Source organism: Streptomyces sp. NPDC085946, assembly GCF_044540485.1.
Lineage (GTDB): Bacteria > Actinomycetota > Actinomycetes > Streptomycetales > Streptomycetaceae > Streptomyces.
This window is the reverse complement of sequence record NZ_JBITSF010000008.1, coordinates 302,281-321,512: the sequence shown is the minus strand read 5'-3', so window position 1 is coordinate 321,512 and position 19,232 is coordinate 302,281. Positions and strand designations below refer to the sequence as shown.

Genomic DNA, 19,232 nt, shown 5'->3' with positions numbered 1-19,232 from the left:
TCTGGGAAGGGGCCCGGCATGAGCCGGGCCCCTGAGGTGGTGTCGGCGAGCCGATGTGTTCAGTAGGCGGGGGTGTCCAGGTTGCTGAGCCAGTCGTCCAGGTCGTTGCGGCGAACCCGCAGGTGACCGTTGGGAAGCTTCACCAGTCGCGGCGCCTGCCCGCGGGCGCGCATGCGGTAGAAGGCAGCGCGGCTCATGCCGATCTCGGTGAGGACTTCGGGGAGCTTGAGCATCTTGGTGCTGGCCAAGGTGGTGACTCCTTCTCGGAAAGGGCGTCGGGGAGCACTCTCTGAGGGGCGCTACTTCCGCTACCGCCGCTACCGCGCAGGTCAGGGGCCTGTTGGAGGTAGCGGGAAGGGGTAGCGGTAGCGGCGGGGTAGCGGCAATCGGGGCCGGTTGCCGCTACCCCGTTGTGGCTGGTCAGGCGGCGTTTTCGGTGCCGGGTAGCGGAAGTAGCGGACTTTCCGGGGGTGGGGGGCAGTAGCGCTGCCATGCGTCGTGCAGATCGGTGGCGTAGTAGCCCTTGAGGACGCTTCCGGCGGTTTTGATGTTGCGGGAGGCGATCGGCTCGTTGTCGGCCGTCATGTACTCCGTGAGCATCCGCGACAGCCGCCGGTTGTCGAGCGGCTTGCCGTTGAGGTCGGCCCACGGTGCGTCGTCGAGGGCGTTTAGCCGGTCCAGGATGGCGACGGTCGGAAGGCGGTCGATGCCGACCATGACGTGGTCGCGCAGGTCGGTCAGTAGCCGCACGCCCAGGCTGCCTTTGTCGTTGGCCTTGGATGCCTTGACCAGGGCTACGCATGCCGCCCGTGCCCGGTCGGGCCAGTGGCCGCCGACGGCGTCGGCGACGGCGAGCAGGGGTTCCCACACGTCGGCCGGCCGGTCGGTCACCCCGTCGGGCATGTCCGGCCACGCCCCCATGACGTCCCCGCGGGCCTGCTCCGCCCACGCGGCGAGCCGGTCCCGCAGCGCGTGTCCCTCCGCTTCGTGGACGCGGGCCCGGAAGGGTTCGACCTTCTCGTTCCTGGCGCGGCGGCGCATGCGGATGACGATGGAGCGGCTGAGGATCGTGTCGGGCAGGGAACCGAGTCCGGCGACCGCGACCGCGCAGTAGGACGGGAAGGCTTGCACGGTCTGCTGTCCGCCGTCGCCGATGCACCGGTAGGTCACCCCGGTGCGGCGGTGTCCGGCGTTGAGGAATCCGCGCAGTTCCTCGTTGTCCCCGGCCTTGGGGCCGAAGACGGTGTCGATCTCGTCGAACAGGATGGTCGGCTTGCCGGTGCCGGCGGAGACGGATCGGAACAGGGCGGCGGCGGAGGCGTTGACGGCCGTCATGGGCTGCGGCACGAGGGTCTCCACGATCTCCAGCGCGCGTGTCTTGCCGGACCCCGGTTCGGGGGACAGGAAGGCGATGCGGGGGGTGGAGTCGAAACAGTCGAGCAGGTGGGCGTGTGCGTCCCACAGTGCGACGGCGACGAACGCGGCCTCGGTGGGGAAGACGTTGAAGCGTCGGTGGAAGGCTTCCACCTCGTCCAGCAGCGCGGCCCCGTCGATCGTGGTGGGGGTCATGCGGCGTTCCTCCGTTCGGTGCGCAGGGCGGGCGTGCCGGTGCAGAAGTGCTTGTGCGCGGCGTACTCGGTGACCAGAGCGGCCACGGCCTCCTGTCCGCGGGCGGTGGCGGTCTGGCCGCAGGGGCAGGCGTAGGCGGCGGTGGGGGTGTCGCCGTGCCGCTTGGACCAGCGGGCCCCGTCCCAGTGGTGGCGGTAGACGGGCGGGGCGTAGATGCGGATACCGGGCCGCTCCGGTGTCGGGTTGGCACTCGGGTGCGCTCCGTCGGCGGGGAACCGGTTCGAGCGAAGAGCAGTGACGACGCCCTGACGGGCGGCGCCTGTCGGCTCGCCCACGGCCGGCCGGGCGCTGCTCGGTTCGGCGGCGCGCGGGCCGGTGATCGGAGCCTGTTGGCCTTCCAAGCGGGGGCGGGGTGGGGTGGTCATGCCGCCTCCCGTGGCCGGGCGGTGCGCAGGGAGCTGTCCAGGGCGCTGCGGATCGTGGTGCGGCACTCGGCAGCGGTGAGCCCCACCGACTCCCCTGCCGCTTGGAAGGCGTCCTCGGCCACGTTGCGGGGGAGGTCGCCCCACGCGATGAACCGCCCCACCTTGAAGGCGCTGCGGTTCAACGTGGTGTTCCGCAGCCCGTCCGGCGCGGCGGCCACGGTCGCGCACTCGGCTTCCAGCGCGGCCATGGCCGCCCGGTTCCCATCGACCGCCGGGAGCCTGAGCGGGCCCGCCGGGCGGGCGGGAGCCGGTCGCAGGATGGAGAGCAGCCAACCGGGCAGCGGCGCGGCCACAGGAGCGCTCAGCGCTTCGTACCGTCCGGCGGGGGTGATGCTGTCCGCGGCGACGACGTATCCGCCCCATGCGCGGGTGTCCACGGAATCCGCGACGGTTCCGGCTGTGTTGGGCAGCCGGACACCGTCCGGGGCCAGGAAGTACAGGTGTGTCCCGCCGCTCGCGGTCCGGGTCCGGTAGGTGGTCGGGACGGCGTGGCCGGTGCGCTCGCAGAGCGCTCCGAAGGTCGCCGCGCCGTCAGGCGCGTCCGAACTGCCCTTGTGCTCTGGCGTGTCCAGGTCGACCACGACCAGCCCCGAGGGGCCGGTGGCGATGCCGACGTTGAACGGGGCCCGCGTCCAGGCGGCACGGATGCGGTCGGGGTCGGTGGTGGCGCGCTGCTCCCACTTCCGGTGCCCGCCCACGCACGGGCCGGTGCCGGTGCATGCCTTCTCGCCGTGCAGGGCGGGCCGCTTGGTACCGGGACGGAGCGGGAAGACGCGCCAGCCGCATGCGGTGGCGTCCAGGGCGGCGCGCAGCAGGTGTTCGCTCATGCGGCGGCCCTCCCGTCCAGTCCGGGGGCCACGGAAGCGGCGAGCAGGGTTCCGTAGGCGTGATGGGCCTGTTGGGGCACGACGCCGTTGCCGAGGATCTTGAGCTGTTCCTTGCGGGGAATGCCGGGGATGGCGGTGACCCAGCCGGCAGGGAGCCCCATCATCCATTCGACGAACGCCGGGGACAGGCGGCGGTTGCCGCGGGTGCCTGGTTCGGTCGGGCACGGTGCCGAACGACCGGTGATGTGCTCCCACCGGTGGATGGCGGGCCCGTAGTCGGTACCGTCGCTGGCGATCCAGCGGGCATCGAGCCGCACGGCCTGGCCGGGCAGGTAGTACCGGCCGGACGTGTCGCGCTGGTTCGGCCCGCCGTGCGGGCCGTCGGAGGCCTTCGGGGTGGGCAGCAGGTTCACCACGAACTCGTTGAGCGGCCGCGCGTTGCGGCCGAGCAGGTTCGACGCGCCGGACTTCCAGTCGCGGGCCGCTGGGGTGGGCAGCAGGCTCACACGTCCGGCGGGGGTGCCGGCAGCCTCGTGACGGCGGTGCGCAGGTTCATCCCGCCGCGCCGTTTCGGGGACGTGCCGGGACCGCCAGTGCCGTCCGAGGTGGTCGGGGTCGGCATCAGTGGGATGGGCAACTGCGAACCACCGGTCGCGCGGGTGCGGGGCGCCGATTTCGGGGTCACCAGCTCGTAGACATGTCCACCGCGCGTCATACCCGAGCGTGGCCAGGTCCGCGGCGACGACGTCCAGCCCCCGCGAGCGGAGCGCCGCCACGTTTTCCAGGAAGACGTAGCGCGGTCGAAGGACGCCCACAGCCTCAGCGACGTTTTTCCAGACCCGTGACCACTGCCCATGGATTCCGTCCCTTCGTCCAGCGTTGGAGATGTTGCGGCAGGGGAAACCGGCACCGATCACGTCCGGCGCGAACCGGGCGCGCACCTCGTGCCAGTCGACGGTGGTGATGTCGCCGAGGTTGGGCACCCCGGGGTGGTGCGTGGCGAACACGGCCGCCGCGAACGGGTCGCTCTCCGCGAACGCGGCGACCTGTCCGCCGATCCCGGCACTGACGGCGGTCTCCAAGCCGCCGTAGCCGGCGCACAGGGCCAGTAGCCGGGGCGGCGAGCTGACCGCTCGCCGGATGGGGATGGGTTGGGTCATGCTGGGAGGTCTCCAGTTCTGTGTAGAGGAGCTGGACATGGGGCAGCCGCGGTCTTTGGCGAGAGGGCGGTTGCCCCGGCATATGCGCCTGGGGAGGGCTTTGTGACGACTGCCTGGTTGATGCTGGCCATGGGCGATAACCGACGGCAGCACGGAGGGAATGACGGTTATGACGACAACCCGCGTCACCACTACGAGTGGGACAGCACCGTGCCCAATCACGCGCGTGTGGCAGTAGGCGATGTAATCGCGCTGTGGGATAGCAGAGAGCTGATCGGCGTCTCAGTAATCCACGGGATTGACACCCGCACCGAAGAGAAGACGGTCTATTTTTGCCCCAAGTGCAAGCGGGCCGGTTTCAAGCGTCGCCGCCGTCTGGCACCGGCATGCCGCTGCTTTCGGTGTGGAGCTCTCTTCGACACGCCGGGGCAGAAGACGAAGACCGTGACGACCTACCGGTCACAGCACGGCAGGAGCTGGGTCAATGGGCGAGGCCTGCTGGCAGGTGATGAACTGCGGAATCTGTGCGACTCGCCCTTTTCCCAGCTGAGCATGCGGCCCCTCCGGTGGGAGAAGCTGCGGGACGCACTTCTCGAACTCACCGGTGAGGAGCTGCCGCTGGAGCTGGAAGATGAGGGGAGGGTCCCCATCTCGGGAGGCCACAGGGTTTCCGAAGTTCGGGTACGGGTGGGACAACACGCCTTCCGTACCCGGCTTTTGCGTGAGCAGGGGGAACAGTGCGCCATGACCGGCGCAGCTCCCGCAGCTGTGCTTGAGGCTGCTCACCTTTACAGCTATGCCGAATCTGGCGAGCACCACGACTACGGCGGCCTGCTGCTCCGGCGGGACATCCATAGGCTCTTCGACCTCGGCCAGATCACCGTGGATCCAGGGTCCGGCCTGATCGAGATAGCTCCGAGTCTTCGCAGCTATCCGCTCTACGCACAGCTGCATGGTCAGCCATTGACCGTGCAGCTGCGACCCGAGCACCGTGTCTGGCTTGAAGCCCACTGGCTCAGCAAGCGACCTTCTACGTAACCGCTCAGCCGTGGAAATGGCTGCGCTTGATCACGGCCTTGCGGATGTTCACTATGGTGCTGCCCCTGTGGCCGCTCGCGCTGAAGAGCTGCACGGCGATCCATCCGCCAAAAATGACGGCGGCGAGAGTGATGAGCTGGGTGATGAACGCGGTCAGCGCGGCGATGAACGAGGTGAGCAGCAGCAGTCCGCCGCACACCGCGAGGAAGCCGACGCCTCCGAGAGCGACGTTCACCGCAGTGCGGGGGACGGCTGGCTTGGCGACGGCCGGTGCGGGCTGCGGGTGGTTGATGGTGTAGCCAGTGACGATCTGACCGTCCGGCAGGACGATGCTCGTCACTGCCGGGACCGCGCCCGGCTGGACGGGCACCATCGGCGCCGGGTGGACGGCGGCGGGCGGGAGCGGGGTCGGGTGGAGAACTTCCACAGCCCGTGCGGTGGGCGAGTGGTGGGTGTGGTCGGCGTACATGCGGAGTCCCTTCCGGCACGTGGCGGGCCCGCGCCGGTGCGTGACGCGGGCCCGTGTGGGTGGAGTGTCAGGCGCGGGTGTCAGGGGTGTCACGGCCGGGTGTCAGGGGCGTGTGACAGCGCGTCTGCCTAGGGGTTTGACTGTCAGGCGGCCGTGACGGTGTCAGGTGTCAGGCGGCGGCCATGGTGGGGACGATGCGCCACCGGCCGGTGGTGTTCGTCGGCTCCAAGCGCCCCTCGATAGCGGCTTCCTTGAGCCGCGCGGACACCCACGGGCGGGAGAGCTGGTGGCGGTCGCACCAGTCGGTGAAGTCCTTCGGACCCACGATCATCTGCCCGTTCTGCTCGAATTCCTCCAGCGCGGCCGCGAACAGCTCCCGGGCCTCCTCCGGGGACGGCTTGCGGCCGATCTCCTGTCCGAAGATCGGGTCGCCGTCGCCCTCCTCGGCCCCGGGCAGGTCCGCCTCCGGGTCGATTCCGGCGTCCTCGGGGTCGACCAGCATGCCGCCGGCGTGGTCCATATCGTCCTCCTCGCGGACGGCCCGCAGCGCCGCCGGCTGCAAGCCCTCCAGGGTGCGGCCGGTGTAGGCGGCGCCGGCGACACCCACGGCGGCGCCGGCGGTGATCGGGTCGGCGGTGGCGCCGTTGCGCTGCGCCCAGGTGGCCAGCAGCTCCATGACCGGCACGGCGCGGTGGGTGAAGCGGCGGGTGCGGCCCGGGGACGGGTAGCGGTCCTCGGGGATACCGGGCGAGACGACGTAGCAGTAACCCGGGCGGCGGTTGCCCCAGGCGCCCGGGTGGGCGCCCGCGGCCAGCACCTCGTCCGGCAGACAGAACCCCTCGTCCCGCGGGTCGCAGCCGAGCGCGATCACGGACGGCAGCGATGCCCGGGTGGAGGTGGACATCTGGTCGTACGAGGGGCGCTGAAGGGACACGATCAGCGAAATTCCCGCGGAGCGTGCTTCCTGTGCGATGCCGGTGAACGCGTCGTCGCCCAGCGCGCGCAGGGTATTGGCGGCTTCCTCGAACCAGGTGACCAGGAACGGCATACCGGGGCAGCCGCACGCCGTGCCGTCGGTGCGGCAGGTGTGGTCCGGGCTGTTCTGCTGCTCCGCAGCCTGCGGGACCCACTGGCGGTAGCCGTGGGCGCCGAGCCATCGAGTGCGGGCGGGAATGACCTCCTGCACGGCGGCCACCACGACCTCCGTCTGTGTGCCACCCTCCGCAGCCCAGTCCAGGCCCGGCCGCACGGGCGCGAAGTCCTGGAACGCCTTCGGGTCGGAGAACCACACGATCACATCCCGCCGGGACAGGATCTCCGTGAGCAGGTTCAGGGCGGTGTCACCCTTGCCCGAGCCGGTACCGCCGGCGATGAGCACGTGCGTGGAGTTGCGACCCGCGTCCGGGTCACCGGGCAGCCACATGACCAGCGGCGCGCCATCGTCGTAGCGGCCGATGACCAGCGGCTCGGCGATCGAACCCCCGAGGTTGGAGGGGCCCTCCCACTCCACCGTCTCGGCCAGCATGTCCTCGGGGACGATGATCAGGTCCCCGCGCCGGTTGGAGTCGGGATCGGGGGTGTAGCGCACGGCGGAGGTCGGCAGGTCCAGGGCGGAGGCGATGTTGCCCAGCGCCTTGGCCATGTCGGCGTTGGTCTGCTCCCCCGCCGCGAGCGCGACCGGTGCGGTGACCCGGTTCGGCTCCACCTTCGCCGCCCCGATCTGCGCCCGCGCCAGGCCCACCTTCTCCAGCAGGCCCTTGTCGGAGTTTTCGCCCGGGGCGTCGTTGTGGCGCAGGAGCATGCGCACGTTCCACGACAGGGCCAGCGCCGGCCCGCCCATCAGATACAGGTCGTCGAGCGGGCCGGCGGTGGGACCGGCCAGGCACGCAGCGGTCACCCATGCCGACCCGGCGGCCACGGTGATGGCGGAGTGCAGGCGGCGCTGGGAGCTGGTCGACTTGCCGGCCCACCAGGTGACGCCGGTCAACGCGACCGATGCGAGGGTGAGGCCGACGCCGGCCGCGGAACTGTCGGACCACCGCCAGTGCCCCAGCGCCCCCGCCAGACCCACACCGCCGGCGGCGAGCCACGGGGGAAGGTGCGGCTTGGCCCGGTTGAGCAGGTAGCCGCGGACGGAACCGCCCGTTGCGGTGTGCGTGTCGGTGGGGAGGGCGAGCGGGTACGCCCGGCCGTCCTGGTCGGTCCACTTGCGTGCCATGGTCGTACCTCCCTTACTGCTGGGCCCAGTTCATGACCGGCTGCTGCGGCTTGCGGGCACGGTGGCGCACCCGGTTGATCTCCTCCTCGTACTCCTGCTGGAAGGCCGCGTAGCAGGCGGCGGCGTTCTTCGCGGCGTCCCGCAGCGCGTCCGCGGACCGCTGCATCTTGCGCGCCACCTTCGCCGCCCGCACCCGCGAGCCAAACGCCCGCCCGTCCGGGTCGGGCACCGCGGCGAGCACGCCCTTGAGGATCTCGGCGCCCATCGCCACCTCGATGGACAGGGTCACGGCGGCGGCCCGCAGGGTGTTGCAGTAGTTGCGCACCTGCGCCGGCGAGGTGAACTCGGGGGCCGGCAGCAGCGACTCGGCGTGCGTACGGCCACCGCCCCCACGGGCGGCGCCCCGGTTGTTGTTCACGGTCACGTTGACCGGCGGGACGAACGAGCCGCTCAGGGCGCCGACGAAACCGCCCGCGGCGGCACCGACGTTGGCGAACTTGTTGCCCTTGTTGGCGGCGCCGTTCGTGCCGCCGTTACGCGTCGGGGTTGCCATCAGTGGTGTCTCCCTGAAGTCAGTGGGTGCGGCGGACGATGAGCCAGGCGGACTGAGCGGCGATCAGGGTGAGCAGCCACCACAGCTCCAGCGCGCCGGCGAGCGGCCCGAACCCGGCCGCGACGGCGAGCCAGGCCAGCGCGGACGAGATGAGCGCGGCCAGGCCGATGCGCCAGATGAGGACGGAGCCGGTGGCGGGGCGGCGGCGCTGCATGACCAGCAGCCAGGCCAGCGGGCTGGCGGCGGTCGGGGCGAGCAGCAGACCGGACCACCACGCGATGACGTGCAGCAGGGCGGCCACCACCAGCGCCAGGACTGCCAGAGCGGTCGGGGCGAGGGCGCGGCGCGAGCGCCACAGCCACCCCCCGACCACGGCGAGCGCCTCACGGGTCAGGGACGGGCGTTCGGGGACCACGATGACGAACGGGTCGGCGGCGCGGCGGCCCCTCTGGCGGGGGATACGGACGGTGTGGACTCCGGCGGTCGTCTTGGCGCCGCGGGCACGGATACGACTGGACACAGCAGAGCTCCCAGGAAGTCGGAGAGGGCTCAGGCGGCGCGCTGTTCGTCGGGGAAGGCGCAGTCACCGCACATGCCGAGTGAGGGCGGGATGACGTACCCGGCATCCCGTCGGCAGGCGGGGCAGGTGCGGCGGGCGGCGTTGGCCTTGGCCAGCGCCGCCCGCTTCGCGAGGGTCACCGGCCGCACCGGCTTGGCCCGGTCGATCGAGTAGAGGTAGGCGACCAGCGGGCCCCGCCGTCGGCGGGGCCGCTCGATCTGCGCGGCCACGTCCTGCCCGCCGGGCCGAAGCCCGAGGGCGCGCAGTTGGCGGCGGGTGGCGAGCCCGTCAGGGGCGAGCCGCCACCGGTAGACCGGGAGGGCGCCCATCACCGGCTCGCGATGGCCAGCTCAGCACCGCCGCCCGCGGTCGGTTCGCGGTGTTCGGCGTAGCGGGCGGACACCCATCCCACCGACCAGCCACACAGCTCCGCGGCAGCGCGCACCGGCAGCCCGGCCTCGAACGCGGCCCGCACGGTCGCCCGCGCTCGGTCCTCGGGGAACTTCTCGGCGGCCGGGCCGGCAGCCAGCAGCGCGGCGCGTTCACGCTCGGCCCGCGCCTCACGCTCGGCCCGGTCACGGCGCTCACGCTCCGCACGCTCCTGGCGCTCGCGCTCGCGCCGCTCGGATTCCTCACGCTCGGCGCGTTCACGCTCCAGGCGGAGCCGTTCACGCTCGCGCTCACGGCGTTCACGCTCTTCTCGCTCGGCCCGCTCCCGGGCGGCCTGCTGCTCGCGCTCCTCGCGGCGGGCGCGCTCCTCCCGCTCGGTCTGCTCACGGGCCAGGCGCGCTTCGTGTTCACGCTGTTCACGCGCCAGCATCGCGGCGTGCTCACGCTCCTCGCGAGCCAGCCGCTCCGCCCGCTCGCGTTCCTCCCGGGCGGCTTGGCGCCGTGCCTCCCGCTCCGCCTCCTGCCGCTCCTTCAACGCGGTGACGGCGGCGGTGATGGCCCGCCGGTAGGCAAGCCCGGTCTCGGCCGTGACGATCAGCAGCAGCGGCGCGACCGCGTGCACGGCCACGCCCACCAAATCCCTGTTCAGGGCGGAGTCGGCGACGTTCAGGGCCAGGGTCATGCCGCCAGTCATCCAGCGCAGCACCACCGGCCACCGGCCACCGTGCCCGCCCAACCGGGCCAGCACCGCATCCAGACGGACCACGATGACCACGGCCGCGTCGACCACGAGAGGGAGGATCGGCGCCGTCCAGTCCCACTCATCCGGCGTGTGCTCGGCCGCGAGCGGGGTCACGGTGAGGATGGAGTACAGCATCGCGCCCGCCACGATCAGCCACGTGCCGACTGACAGCGCCCGCTCCGCTGAACGGATCTGAACGCCGTTCACGCGGCCACCCCCGTCCATGAACGCACCCGGATCGCGGCGATCAGCACCACCGGCGACGCCGGGTCGTCGGGGTTCTCGCGGTCCTCCGTCCACTGCCACTCAGCGCCCGGTACCGGCTTGAAGCCGAGCGCGCTGAGCGCGTTCGCGCGCTCGGTGAACGTCGGCACCGGCAGTGCGCGGTCAAAGCTGTACTCGGGCCACCGCTCGGCGGTGTCCAGCAGCACCACGTACAGGCGCCACCGGCCGCGATACATGGACATCTGCGCGGTGAACTCCCTGGCCATCACGCCACCACCGGCGCGCCGGTGCTGCCCTGGCTGAGCAGCGCGACGCGGGCGGCCAGCGCGCGGCGGCGGGCCCGGCGGATACGCCGGACGTCCAGCTCCGTCAGCGTGCGGTCCAGCGTGGTGATGTGCGCGTCCAGCAGGTCGACGTCCGCCAGGATGACGGGCATCTCCTGCTCGATCGCGTCCAGCTCGGTGTTCGTCGGCTCCATGAAGTCGGCGAACGCGGTAACAGCGTCCTGAACAGTGACGATGTGCTCCATTGGGTCGTGTTCCTCTCACAGGTGGAACGGCCCGTCGCGGCTCCCGGGGTGCCTCCCGGGAGCCGCTTGCCGTTGGAGTCGGTTCCGGCTCCCCGCGCCCCCGCCCGTACGTCCTCACGCGATGCGCGGAACGGACGGGCGGGAGAGGCAGCCGGCCGCAGCGTCGGCGCTGCGAAACCAGGAAGAGACGGACCGAAAAGTCGAACGGGTGCCGCCGGCCGGTCCGGCCTCCAGCGGCACCCCAGGTATGTCGTCGGTTCACACCGAACCCCCGGTAGATCGCAGAGAATCGACTTGATCTCTCGCGGCTCCGGACGCGCCTTGCTCCGCCTCCCTTGGACGGCGCGCCATTGCCGTGCCGCTCAGTCGTCACTCGCTGAACGGCGCTCCCATCCCTCGCGGGTGTCATGGACCGGGTGCAGCCCAATCACCGGGGTCCCCGTGATCCGGTCCCTGGGTCTACGCCCAAGGGTCAGACCAGCGGCTTAACCGATGACACCGATCGATCCGTGAAGACGACGGACTTTTACGTCTCCCGTGCCGCGCGGACCGCGTGTAGGCGGGACCGGCGGTGTCGTTCCGCGCACCAGGTACCGAAGCCAGCTCCGTAATCTGGTGCGCACCAGTAGAGTGCATCTGGTGCGCACCAGAGTCAAGATGGTTCGCCATTTCGGGTGGCATTCGCTCCCTGCGGTGCCTCTCCAGGAGACCGCTCAGGGCAGGGCTGCCGGTAGCCAACAGCGCTTAACATCCGGCCTGTTAACCCCTGTTGACCTGCGGCAATGTGCGGCATGCTGAGAGCGCCAGTAAGGGCTTTTACCGTCGGACGGTGATCTGTGGGCGCAGGACTTCGAAGCGCGCGGGCGGCGCGAGGCTGGTCTCAGGAGCGGCTGGTTCGCGAGATCGAGCAGTACGCCCGGCGGAACGTCACGGACGTTGCCTCAACCGCGAGCCTGCGGGTGTACGTGTCCGAGTGGGAGAACGGGAAGCGCACACTCTCGGACCGGTATGCGGGCATTCTGCGGAAGCTTCTTGGCGTCACTGACGCGGAGTTGAGAGGCGCTGTACCGGCGTCGGTGGCTGCTTCCGTCGACGGCTACGACGAACTACTCAGCCGGATCGACGCGGCCGGCAGTGTCGGTGAGTCCATGGTTCAGGCGTTCAACGATCAGACAGAGTTACTCCGCACCATGGACAGGCAGAGAGGCGCGGCCGGCCTGGTCGACCAGATGACAGGGCACCTTGCTGCCCTGGAAGACGCGCTCAACTTTGCTGTGCTGCCGACCACGCGCCGCCCCGTCGCGCTCGCCCTCGCGGGTGCGTCGACCCTCGCGGCGTGGCAGGCCATCGACTCGGGGGCGGTCGAACGGGCGTGGCGACACTACGAACTTGCGAAGCGAGCTGCGCGTGACGCTGAGGCTCCGATGTACCTCGCCCACGCCATGGCGGAACAGGCGTACGTGCTCTGTGAGGCCGGTCGGCCCGCCCTTGGGGTCGACCTTGTACGGGACGCGCGGCGCACCGTTGGCCAGTCGGGTTCCGCCCGGCTGCGGGCGTGGCTGTATGCAGCCGAAGCGGAGATGTGTGCGTACGCCGGCATGCCGGATGACTCTCGACGCGCGCTCGATGCGGCTCTGGCCGCCATCCCACCGGGCCCGGAGGACAGGGACCCGGACATGTTGAGCATCTTCCTAAACGGCACCCACCTTGCGCGGTGGCAAGGCAACGTGCTCGCCATGCTCGGTGACGGCGACGCGGTTACGAGTCTGTACGGAGCGCTGGAAGACATGGACCCGTCGTTCGTCCGGGCGCGCGCTGGACTGCACACGGACTTGGCGCACGCGCACCTGACGCGAGCCGAGTACGACGACGCCCACACCCATCTGAGGCAGGCCAGGCTACTGGCGGGCCGCACCGGATCGGTGCGGCAGCGCCGTCGTGTCGACATGCTCAGCGCGCGGCTGTGATTCCCTGCGCGCGCCGGTTGGCCAGGATGTGCAGCAAGGCAACCAGGGTGCCGGACCCCATCAGCTCACCGCGGGCCATGAGCCCCGGAATGTCCGCGAGGGGAACCCATTCGATGTGGCCCGCTTCCTCCAGGTCGGTCGGTTCACCAACCCTTTCTGCCCCGTGCCCGACGAAGATGTCGTGGGGTGAGTCGACCATGCCGACCATGGGCTGATAGCTCACGACGTGTTCCAGAGCCTTCGGGCGCCAACCGGTCTCTTCGACGACTTCCCGCAGCGCCGTGTCGGCCGGTTCCTCGTCAACGTCGACAATGCCGCCCGGGAGCTCCCAGCCGAACTGTTGAGGTACGAAACGGTACCGCCACATCATGAGAACGCGGTCCTGGTCGTCCAGAACGGCGGTGATGGCTACATGGTGCAGCTTCACCACGTGATGTTCGAAGGGCTTCATGCCGGGCGGTTCCACGTCCCAGAGTTGAAGCTTCACCCATCGGTTGTCGTAGAGGTCGCGCTCACCGTGGATGCGCCACGGCTCCACTCCTTCCGGCTGCCTCACGCTCACCGCGCCCGGCACCCGGTACGAACTACGGCCCCGTACCTCCAACGCACCTTCGGCAACGAGACGGGCCAGCACTTGCCGTAGCGCTGTCCGACCGATGCCGAGTTCTTCGACCAGTGCGCGTTCCGAAGGGAGCTTGTCACCGGCGGCGTACTCGCCGGCGGCGAGCCGCTCCCGAAGCGTCTCGTAAACCTTGGTCGTCTTCGGTCCCATCCGCGGAGCACTCTCCGTTCTGCTGTGGTGCGTACCAGCGTAACGGGGGGCAGCGGCCTCCTGCGTGGTGTGGCCGGTGGATCACTCGCAAGCACCCTCGTTGCGCTGCTCTGAAATCCGATGCGGGTACCGCGGTCCTATGGGACAATAAGTCAGTTTTCATCCTGAGGGGGGCAAGTCGTGTCTTCGAGTTCGTTGCCATCGTGTCCGATGCCGCATGCGCATAAGCGTCTCATGGACTGCCATGCCCAGTGGCACGCGCTACAAGAATCCTATTTTGATCCGGACGGCTTTAGGCTGGCGCTGAATTCATTTCTGCAAACTCATCGAAGTGTTACGAGCCTCCTGCTTAAGCATAAGGCGAGTTTGACTGGTTTTCAGGAATGGTTCACGGCGTATAGTGACAGTACGGCGCAACTGCAAGTGATGCGATGGGCTAAGAATTCACGTAATCGCATCGTTCATGAATCCGATCTGGATCTCCACAGCTCTTGCCACGTAACGTGGATTGGAGACTGGCGCACCCGGTCAGAAATACGAGGGACGTTCCCTCCTCGTATGAGCGTCCGTGAAATCCTCTCCGCTATCCAAGAATCACGCGGTATGCCGCCGTTCGGCACTATAACGGTAGCTAGGCGCTGGATCGACAAAGAGCTGGAGTCCTGGGAAATTTTGGATGCCGCTGCTGCGGTCTACATGCATCTAAACGAACTGCTTCGCGCCGGGCATCAAGCGTCCGGCGTTGAAGCCTGCGATCTGGAATGGGGATTCGTTGACTGCGTGACTGCTCAACTCCCGGTCGCCTCCGGGTACCTCCCATGCATGCACATTGCGCAATCCGAACTCATCAGTCACTTCTCGGCTCCGGACGGCAGCGTCCTGGCCGAGCTGTCGGAGGAGTTCGAAGTCGACGAAGCGAAGGTGCAGAAAGCCTCCGAAGAGTACCAGCTGCCAGAGTTTCCGGAGGGTGACGCTATTGCGCGAGTGCCGGGAATGATGAAGATAGCCCGTAAGGTGATGGAGAAGGATGGCCACCATGGGACGTTCGCTTTTCTGTTTGCCGGGGAAAGCGCCCTGAATGCTATAGCGATGAACTTTGACAGTCAGCGCACTAAGAGGCTGTCGTTTGAACGCCTTGCCCAACTAGTGGAGTCCTCTCGCGCCGACGGCCTCCTGATAATCGGAGAAATGTGGGTGGGGGTGCAGACGAAACTGGAAAAGAAGCTGAATACGGTTCTGATTCCCGCTCGGGACCGGGTAGACAAGACCGAGGCGCTTTCTGTTTACGCTGTCACTCGTGACGGGCGTCGAGTGGAGCAGGTGTGCATGGTGGAGCGAGGGCCGAACGGTGAGACGCGTTGTGGTGACCCGATAGAATCCGACCCCGGCGTGATGAACACCATGATTCCCATCTTCAGGAAATGGAAGGAAATGGAAAATCGGGGCCTGTGAGTCGCTTCCGAGCCACGTCATGGGACACATCCACAGGGCAACATGGGATCACAAGCGGCATCAAGGGGCAGGGGACCGATGGCGTCTAAAGCGGATTTCGAGTGGCTCGAAAGTCAGCCAGAGTGGATCAAAAACGTCTACCGCCTCAAGGTGGAAGTAGAATATCGCCGTACATCGGGAACGTCATTTCAGCACGTCTTTGATCGGGTGATGAGATCGATCCATGAGGATGATTATTCAACGACTGCGACCTACGGAAACCAAGGCGACCTTGGCTGTGACGGAATCCTGCGATCCCGACGGGTGCACTTCGCAGTGTATGCACCCAATCCGTATTTCAAAGTGTCGGAAGCCAGAAGAAAGATGCGCGCCGACTTCTCCCGGACGCTCGAATGCTGGGAGATTGGAAGACAGGTAAAGCAGTGGACCTTTGTGATCAACTACCCCGGAGTCCACCCCTCCCTTCTATCAGACGCTCAAGAGCTTGAGGACTCTCATCCGGGGCTAAAGGTGACAGTCTGGAGTCGCTACGACCTGACTCAGCAGCTCCTCGCTTATGCACGTATGGATCTCCTGCACAGCGAATTTGGCACTGTCGAAGAAAAGGCTAGGCGCCTCGTGCCGCTGACCTTCGTGCCAGAGGACACTGCTCTGCCAAGCGACGAGGCCACCCTCACGTATAAAAGATTTCGAGCCCGGATCACCTGCGATCGTGACGAATTCGAGCACCTAACCGAACAGTGGCTGAGTCGATTGGGTGATAATCCGCTTCGGTGGCTGCTCGTGCATAACCAGTTTCTGATCGGAGTTATGGCGGCTGCGACCATGGCCGATGCGTACAACATTGCCGATCCCCCCATGGAGCGGCTGCAGTATGCACTCCCAATCAATGGTTCAGCGTGGGGTGGCGAATTCGAAACGGCTTGGGGGACGGCGGCTGCCATGATCCTTCAAGAGGATTACCCGCGAGATTTTCAAAAAGTGGGCGAGGATCCTGAAAGAATCCTGAAAGTGTGCATGATGCAAGAGGCTCTAACGCTTGGCGCGATTCGTGTGCATTCTTCGATCACAGGTGAGTGGGAAAATGAAATCCTCGAAGATGTCTGGTCGTACGTAACTGATATCAAGATCCATGATGAGTAAGCGGGCAGCCGGGTGGACAGGGTCGACGGAGGTGCGTTTTAGCGCAACCGAACGCAGCCTTCCAGAGGGCCGCTGCTGAACGCTCGTGTGCGCCGGACAGAGCTTCCTGCCTCTCCGCACCTTCACGGGACCTGGGCATGAACGATGTCCAGTGGGTCCCTCCGTCGGCCGCTTACGTGCTTTTCCCGACCACGTGGCTGCTGTCCATTGACGCTTGGAACCAGAGACAGTCACCTCATAATCGCTACTTGCCCGCGCCGGTGGTCACTGGACGCAGGAGGGCATTGCACCCCTGCTGGATGACGAGGTCTAGGCCCCGCGCGCCTACCACTCGCCGCGCCGTGCATGGGGCGGTGGTGGGGCTAGACCGTCGCAGAGCCGGTTCCTCCCAGATGGGGGCGGCGAAGCCGCGCAGACTGTAAATCTGCCGGCTCAGCCTTCCCAGGTTCGAATCCTGGCGCCGCCACACTGGGGAAGACCCCCTCCGATCACGGAGGGGGTCTTTTTCGTGCACGGGGCAGGGGCGTGTGAGGCACGTCTCAGCTATACCGCTCCCAGTGCCTCCACACGGCCTGCGGTGCCGGCGCGCGGCTCACCCCCCGACGCGTACCGCCAGATGCGGGACATCGCCTGGGCCGTGACCCGGCGCGAGGCCTGACCCGGCCGGCCGAGCCGTCCGTGAGCGTGACTTCGACCGATACAGGGTGTTTGTCCTGAGGGGTGCCCATCAGCCCGACCTGCTGGTGACGGACGAGCCGGCCGTCGGTCCGGACCCCATGGTGCGGCGGGAGTCGTGGCTGGTGTTCCAGCGGCCGGCGCGGGAGGGCGCCACCCTGCTGGTCCCCGGCCACGTCATGGACGAGGCCGACCGCTGCGACCGGCTGCTGCTGAAGCCGATGTTCCACGACTCCGAGCCGACCTTCGAGCGGGTCGGGCCGCAGGTCTTCGGTATCTTCCCGGTCGTCGTGATGTACATGGTGGCGTCCGTGTCCACGCCGAGGGAACGCGCCACCGGCACCGCCGAGAGGCTGCTGACGATGCCGGTGCAGCGTCTGGACATCGTGCTCGGCTACAGCCTCGCCGTGCTCATCGCCGGCGCGACTACACCCAAACGCTGACGCGCCGTTCCGGCGGCGGCCCTCAGCCGGCTCCCGGTGCCTACGTCCCATCAGTCCCGCGCGCCCCAGGAGAAGCCGCCGGAGAGCGAGCCGTACCGCGGGAACTCGAACGGGCCGAAATGCAGCGGCCGTCCGTGGCCGCCGTGGCCGAAGCCCTGCGGAGCGGGCTCGTCGACGACCGGTGCCGGGACCGCAGAGGTGCTGGTGGCCGTCACCGCCCCGCCCGCGGTCAGGGCGAACGCGGCCGGCGTCACGACGGCAAGGCACCGTACCCGCAGCCACATGGAAAACCTCCGACTGAAGGAAGAAAAGGGGAAGGAGGCAGGGAAAGAGCAGGCGGAATCCAGCCTGGTGGGCGCCGTCGGCCGCACCTGCCCAGGAAATGCCGCATTACCTCGAAGGGGCCGGACGGCAAATCTCCCTTGATTTCCCCGTGCCGCGATGATCGGACTCCCCGGTCATCTCCCGAGGCCGGGTTCCGGGACATCGGTACGGTCGGCACGGACATCGTGTGACGCGCAGAGGGAAAAGAGGAAAGGGAAACGAAGACCGGGTCGTGCAGGGTGACGCCTTCCTTGGGGCACACCCTTCTGGTCCTGGTGGCGAAGGCGAAACCCAGTGCCCCCGCAGGGCCGCCGCGAGCAGCCGGTCGTCGTCGGCGACCGGGGCGAAACGGTCGTAGAAGTCGGCGCTGTGGGTGGCGATCACCCACGCCTTCTCGTGTTCCGTGGCGCACGTGCCGCCGGTGTCGATCCACTCCACGGCCCGTTCCTCGATCTGCCGTACGTGCGGGTGAACGCCGGATCCCAGCGGGCAGTAAAGAGGTGGCAATTCCACTTCCAGCATGCCGAATGCCATGGCGGGGACCGGCCTTCCGATGGGAGGGCGGGGGGGAGGTGACGATCATCCGCAACGCGTTGTCCCGATGCGGCGATCCACGCCACGGTCCCGCACGGCACCGAAAGGAAAGACAGACCGAAAGGGAGGAGGCCCCAAAGAACGGCGAGACGAAGAGAACGGCGAGACGAAGAGAACGACGAGACGAAAAGAACGACAGGGTGAGAAGAAACGGCAGGACGAGAAGAGCGGTGGGCCGCCGGAGCGGCTGGCACACTGGCCCCATGTCCCCGCGCCGCCGAGCCTGCCCCGTGTGCCGCCGCGAGATCGCCGTCGTGGCCGGGCGGTACGCGCGCCACGACCCGCCCGGCGCCCGGGCGAGCGGCGAGCTGACCTCCTGCCCGGGCTCGCGCCGCCACGCCCTGCCGGGTGTGGAGCAGCCGTCGCTGGACGGCTACGCCGTACCCGAGTTCCCCGGGCAACTGCCCCTGTTCTGACCGGCGTCGCTCAGTTCCCCGCCACCGACTTCACCGCCACGGACACCGGCACCGACCCGCTGATCAGCTCCAGGGTGAGACCGGCCGTCGCGGGCGTGTCCAGCAGCTCCGCCAGGACGGCGGCCACGTCGTCGCGGGGGATCGGCCCGCGGCCCGTGCGGGCCTCCAGACGGACCAGGCCGGTGCCGGCGTCGTCCGTCAGCTGTCCGGGGCGCAGGATCGTCCAGTCCAGCGCGTCGAGGCCGCGCACGTACGCGTCCGCCTCGCCCTTGGCGCGCAGGTACACGTCGAAGACCTCGTCGCCCCGGTGCTCCGGGTCGGCGGCCATGGACGACACGACCACGAAGCGCCGTACGCCCGCGCGGACCGCCGCGTCCGCGAAGAGGACCGCCGCGGCCTTGTCCACCGTCTCCTTGCGGGCCACCCCGCTGCCCGGGCCCGCCCCCGCCGCGAACACCGCCGCGTCCGCGCCGCGCAGCCGCTCCGCGACCTCCTCCACCGACGCCGACTCCAGGTCGAGCACGACCGGTTCGGCGCCCGCCTGCCGCAGATCGTCGGCCTGCTCGGCCTTGCGGATGATGCCCGCCACCTCGTTCCCGCGCGCGGCGAGCAGCCGCTCCAGCCGCAGCGCGATCTGACCATGACCACCAGCGATGACAATGCGCATGCCTTCGACCGTACG

The 19,232-nt window shown here is 68.6% G+C and carries 22 protein-coding genes and 1 tRNA gene; 7 read left to right on the top strand and 16 right to left on the bottom strand.

Going from position 1 to position 19,232, the window contains the following annotated elements:
* Positions 1-59: 59 nt before the first annotated feature.
* From ACIF8T_RS18950 to ACIF8T_RS18930, 5 genes are all read right to left on the bottom strand, one after another.
* The gene (locus tag ACIF8T_RS18950; RefSeq protein ID WP_398934204.1) at positions 60-248 is read right to left on the bottom strand and encodes a helix-turn-helix transcriptional regulator; all 189 of its coding nucleotides are present in this window, start codon (positions 246-248) and stop codon (positions 60-62) included.
* Positions 249-420: 172 nt separating this feature from the next.
* Complete coding sequence (locus tag ACIF8T_RS18945) at positions 421-1,569, bottom strand: DUF3631 domain-containing protein (protein ID WP_400036362.1); 1,149 nt, start codon at positions 1,567-1,569, stop codon at positions 421-423.
* Complete coding sequence (locus ACIF8T_RS18940) at positions 1,566-1,994, bottom strand: hypothetical protein (RefSeq protein WP_400036361.1); 429 nt, start codon at positions 1,992-1,994, stop codon at positions 1,566-1,568. The genes ACIF8T_RS18945 and ACIF8T_RS18940 overlap by 4 nt, the downstream gene beginning before the upstream one ends.
* A complete protein-coding gene (locus ACIF8T_RS18935; protein ID WP_400036359.1) occupies positions 1,991-2,881 on the bottom strand; it encodes a bifunctional DNA primase/polymerase in 891 nt (296 codons plus the stop codon). Before ACIF8T_RS18935 ends, ACIF8T_RS18940 begins: the two co-directional genes overlap by 4 nt.
* On the bottom strand, positions 2,878-4,041 hold the full coding sequence (locus ACIF8T_RS18930; RefSeq protein WP_400036357.1) for a DNA cytosine methyltransferase: 1,164 nt from the start codon (positions 4,039-4,041) through the stop codon (positions 2,878-2,880). The genes ACIF8T_RS18935 and ACIF8T_RS18930 overlap by 4 nt, the downstream gene beginning before the upstream one ends.
* Before the next feature lie 102 nt (positions 4,042-4,143).
* Here ACIF8T_RS18930 and ACIF8T_RS18925 point away from each other — a divergent pair, with 102 nt between their 5' ends.
* Positions 4,144-5,079 (top strand): HNH endonuclease, encoded by a 936-nt coding sequence (locus ACIF8T_RS18925; protein WP_400036355.1) that lies wholly within the window; start codon positions 4,144-4,146, stop codon positions 5,077-5,079.
* A gap of 4 nt (positions 5,080-5,083) precedes the next feature.
* Here the strand turns inward: ACIF8T_RS18925 and ACIF8T_RS18920 are convergent, their stop codons facing one another.
* The 8 genes from ACIF8T_RS18920 to ACIF8T_RS18885 all read right to left on the bottom strand — a co-directional run bounded on the left by ACIF8T_RS18920 (position 5,084) and on the right by ACIF8T_RS18885 (position 10,764).
* On the bottom strand, positions 5,084-5,548 hold the full coding sequence (locus ACIF8T_RS18920; RefSeq protein ID WP_400036353.1) for a hypothetical protein: 465 nt from the start codon (positions 5,546-5,548) through the stop codon (positions 5,084-5,086).
* 169 nt (positions 5,549-5,717) lie between these two features.
* On the bottom strand, positions 5,718-7,766 hold the full coding sequence (gene traB / locus ACIF8T_RS18915) for a plasmid transfer protein TraB (RefSeq protein ID WP_400036351.1): 2,049 nt from the start codon (positions 7,764-7,766) through the stop codon (positions 5,718-5,720).
* Positions 7,767-7,779: 13 nt separating this feature from the next.
* A complete protein-coding gene (gene traA / locus ACIF8T_RS18910) occupies positions 7,780-8,319 on the bottom strand; it encodes a plasmid transfer protein TraA (protein ID WP_400036349.1) in 540 nt (179 codons plus the stop codon).
* Between the two features lie 19 nt (positions 8,320-8,338).
* The gene (locus ACIF8T_RS18905) at positions 8,339-8,839 is read right to left on the bottom strand and encodes a hypothetical protein (protein ID WP_400036347.1); all 501 of its coding nucleotides are present in this window, start codon (positions 8,837-8,839) and stop codon (positions 8,339-8,341) included.
* 29 nt (positions 8,840-8,868) lie between these two features.
* Positions 8,869-9,207 (bottom strand): RRQRL motif-containing zinc-binding protein, encoded by a 339-nt coding sequence (locus tag ACIF8T_RS18900; protein WP_400036345.1) that lies wholly within the window; start codon positions 9,205-9,207, stop codon positions 8,869-8,871.
* Positions 9,207-10,217 (bottom strand): DUF2637 domain-containing protein, encoded by a 1,011-nt coding sequence (locus tag ACIF8T_RS18895; RefSeq protein WP_400036343.1) that lies wholly within the window; start codon positions 10,215-10,217, stop codon positions 9,207-9,209. The genes ACIF8T_RS18900 and ACIF8T_RS18895 overlap by 1 nt, the downstream gene beginning before the upstream one ends.
* On the bottom strand, positions 10,214-10,501 hold the full coding sequence (locus ACIF8T_RS18890) for a DUF6303 family protein (RefSeq protein WP_400036341.1): 288 nt from the start codon (positions 10,499-10,501) through the stop codon (positions 10,214-10,216). The genes ACIF8T_RS18895 and ACIF8T_RS18890 overlap by 4 nt, the downstream gene beginning before the upstream one ends.
* Positions 10,501-10,764, bottom strand: a complete 264-nt coding sequence (locus ACIF8T_RS18885; RefSeq protein WP_400036339.1) for a DUF6284 family protein — start codon at positions 10,762-10,764, stop codon at positions 10,501-10,503. Before ACIF8T_RS18885 ends, ACIF8T_RS18890 begins: the two co-directional genes overlap by 1 nt.
* A gap of 959 nt (positions 10,765-11,723) precedes the next feature.
* Between ACIF8T_RS18885 and ACIF8T_RS18880 the strand changes: the two genes are divergently transcribed.
* Complete coding sequence (locus ACIF8T_RS18880) at positions 11,724-12,731, top strand: XRE family transcriptional regulator (protein ID WP_400036431.1); 1,008 nt, start codon at positions 11,724-11,726, stop codon at positions 12,729-12,731.
* Here ACIF8T_RS18880 and ACIF8T_RS18875 read toward each other — a convergent pair.
* Positions 12,715-13,503: a GntR family transcriptional regulator gene (locus ACIF8T_RS18875; protein ID WP_400036337.1), complete on the bottom strand. Its 789-nt coding sequence runs from the start codon at positions 13,501-13,503 to the stop codon at positions 12,715-12,717. The genes ACIF8T_RS18880 and ACIF8T_RS18875 overlap by 17 nt on opposite strands.
* 558 nt (positions 13,504-14,061) lie before the next feature.
* On the opposite strand from ACIF8T_RS18875, the gene ACIF8T_RS18870 reads away from it, so the two are divergent.
* From ACIF8T_RS18870 to ACIF8T_RS18855, 4 genes are all read left to right on the top strand, one after another.
* Positions 14,062-14,955 carry a hypothetical protein gene (locus ACIF8T_RS18870; RefSeq protein WP_400036335.1) on the top strand — a complete coding sequence of 298 codons (894 nt, stop codon included), beginning with the start codon at positions 14,062-14,064 and terminating at the stop codon, positions 14,953-14,955.
* A 78-nt stretch (positions 14,956-15,033) separates the two neighbouring features.
* On the top strand, positions 15,034-16,098 hold the full coding sequence (locus ACIF8T_RS18865) for a hypothetical protein (protein WP_400036333.1): 1,065 nt from the start codon (positions 15,034-15,036) through the stop codon (positions 16,096-16,098).
* 349 nt (positions 16,099-16,447) lie between these two features.
* Positions 16,448-16,564 (top strand) — tRNA-Tyr (locus ACIF8T_RS18860).
* A gap of 238 nt (positions 16,565-16,802) precedes the next feature.
* Entirely contained in the window at positions 16,803-17,216 is a 414-nt protein-coding gene (locus ACIF8T_RS18855) for a hypothetical protein (RefSeq protein WP_400036332.1), read from the top strand.
* A gap of 50 nt (positions 17,217-17,266) precedes the next feature.
* On the opposite strand, the gene ACIF8T_RS18850 is transcribed toward ACIF8T_RS18855, so the two are convergent.
* Positions 17,267-17,470 carry a hypothetical protein gene (locus tag ACIF8T_RS18850; RefSeq protein WP_400036330.1) on the bottom strand — a complete coding sequence of 68 codons (204 nt, stop codon included), beginning with the start codon at positions 17,468-17,470 and terminating at the stop codon, positions 17,267-17,269.
* A gap of 867 nt (positions 17,471-18,337) precedes the next feature.
* Here ACIF8T_RS18850 and ACIF8T_RS18845 point away from each other — a divergent pair.
* Entirely contained in the window at positions 18,338-18,550 is a 213-nt protein-coding gene (locus ACIF8T_RS18845) for a hypothetical protein (protein ID WP_400036328.1), read from the top strand.
* 10 nt (positions 18,551-18,560) lie between these two features.
* On the opposite strand, the gene ACIF8T_RS18840 is transcribed toward ACIF8T_RS18845, so the two are convergent.
* Positions 18,561-19,217, bottom strand: a complete 657-nt coding sequence (locus ACIF8T_RS18840) for an NAD(P)H-binding protein (RefSeq protein ID WP_400036326.1) — start codon at positions 19,215-19,217, stop codon at positions 18,561-18,563.
* Positions 19,218-19,232 lie beyond the last annotated feature (15 nt).

Bases quoted from the DNA above. Each gene is read 5' to 3' on its own strand.
- ACIF8T_RS18945 (WP_400036362.1), bottom strand. From the start codon at position 1,569: ATGACCCCCACCACGATCGACGGGGCCGCGCTGCTGGACGAGGTGGAA.
- ACIF8T_RS18940 (WP_400036361.1), bottom strand. From the start codon at position 1,994: ATGACCACCCCACCCCGCCCCCGCTTGGAAGGCCAACAGGCTCCGATC.
- ACIF8T_RS18935 (WP_400036359.1), bottom strand. From the start codon at position 2,881: ATGAGCGAACACCTGCTGCGCGCCGCCCTGGACGCCACCGCATGCGGC.
- ACIF8T_RS18930 (WP_400036357.1), bottom strand. From the start codon at position 4,041: ATGACCCAACCCATCCCCATCCGGCGAGCGGTCAGCTCGCCGCCCCGG.
- ACIF8T_RS18920 (WP_400036353.1), bottom strand. From the start codon at position 5,548: ATGTACGCCGACCACACCCACCACTCGCCCACCGCACGGGCTGTGGAA.
- traB (WP_400036351.1), bottom strand. From the start codon at position 7,766: ATGGCACGCAAGTGGACCGACCAGGACGGCCGGGCGTACCCGCTCGCC.
- traA (WP_400036349.1), bottom strand. From the start codon at position 8,319: ATGGCAACCCCGACGCGTAACGGCGGCACGAACGGCGCCGCCAACAAG.
- ACIF8T_RS18900 (WP_400036345.1), bottom strand. From the start codon at position 9,207: ATGGGCGCCCTCCCGGTCTACCGGTGGCGGCTCGCCCCTGACGGGCTC.
- ACIF8T_RS18890 (WP_400036341.1), bottom strand. From the start codon at position 10,501: ATGGCCAGGGAGTTCACCGCGCAGATGTCCATGTATCGCGGCCGGTGG.
- ACIF8T_RS18885 (WP_400036339.1), bottom strand. From the start codon at position 10,764: ATGGAGCACATCGTCACTGTTCAGGACGCTGTTACCGCGTTCGCCGAC.
- ACIF8T_RS18875 (WP_400036337.1), bottom strand. From the start codon at position 13,503: ATGGGACCGAAGACGACCAAGGTTTACGAGACGCTTCGGGAGCGGCTC.
- ACIF8T_RS18870 (WP_400036335.1), top strand. From the start codon at position 14,062: ATGAGCGTCCGTGAAATCCTCTCCGCTATCCAAGAATCACGCGGTATG.
- ACIF8T_RS18865 (WP_400036333.1), top strand. From the start codon at position 15,034: ATGGCGTCTAAAGCGGATTTCGAGTGGCTCGAAAGTCAGCCAGAGTGG.
- ACIF8T_RS18845 (WP_400036328.1), top strand. From the start codon at position 18,338: ATGTCCCCGCGCCGCCGAGCCTGCCCCGTGTGCCGCCGCGAGATCGCC.
- ACIF8T_RS18840 (WP_400036326.1), bottom strand. From the start codon at position 19,217: ATGCGCATTGTCATCGCTGGTGGTCATGGTCAGATCGCGCTGCGGCTG.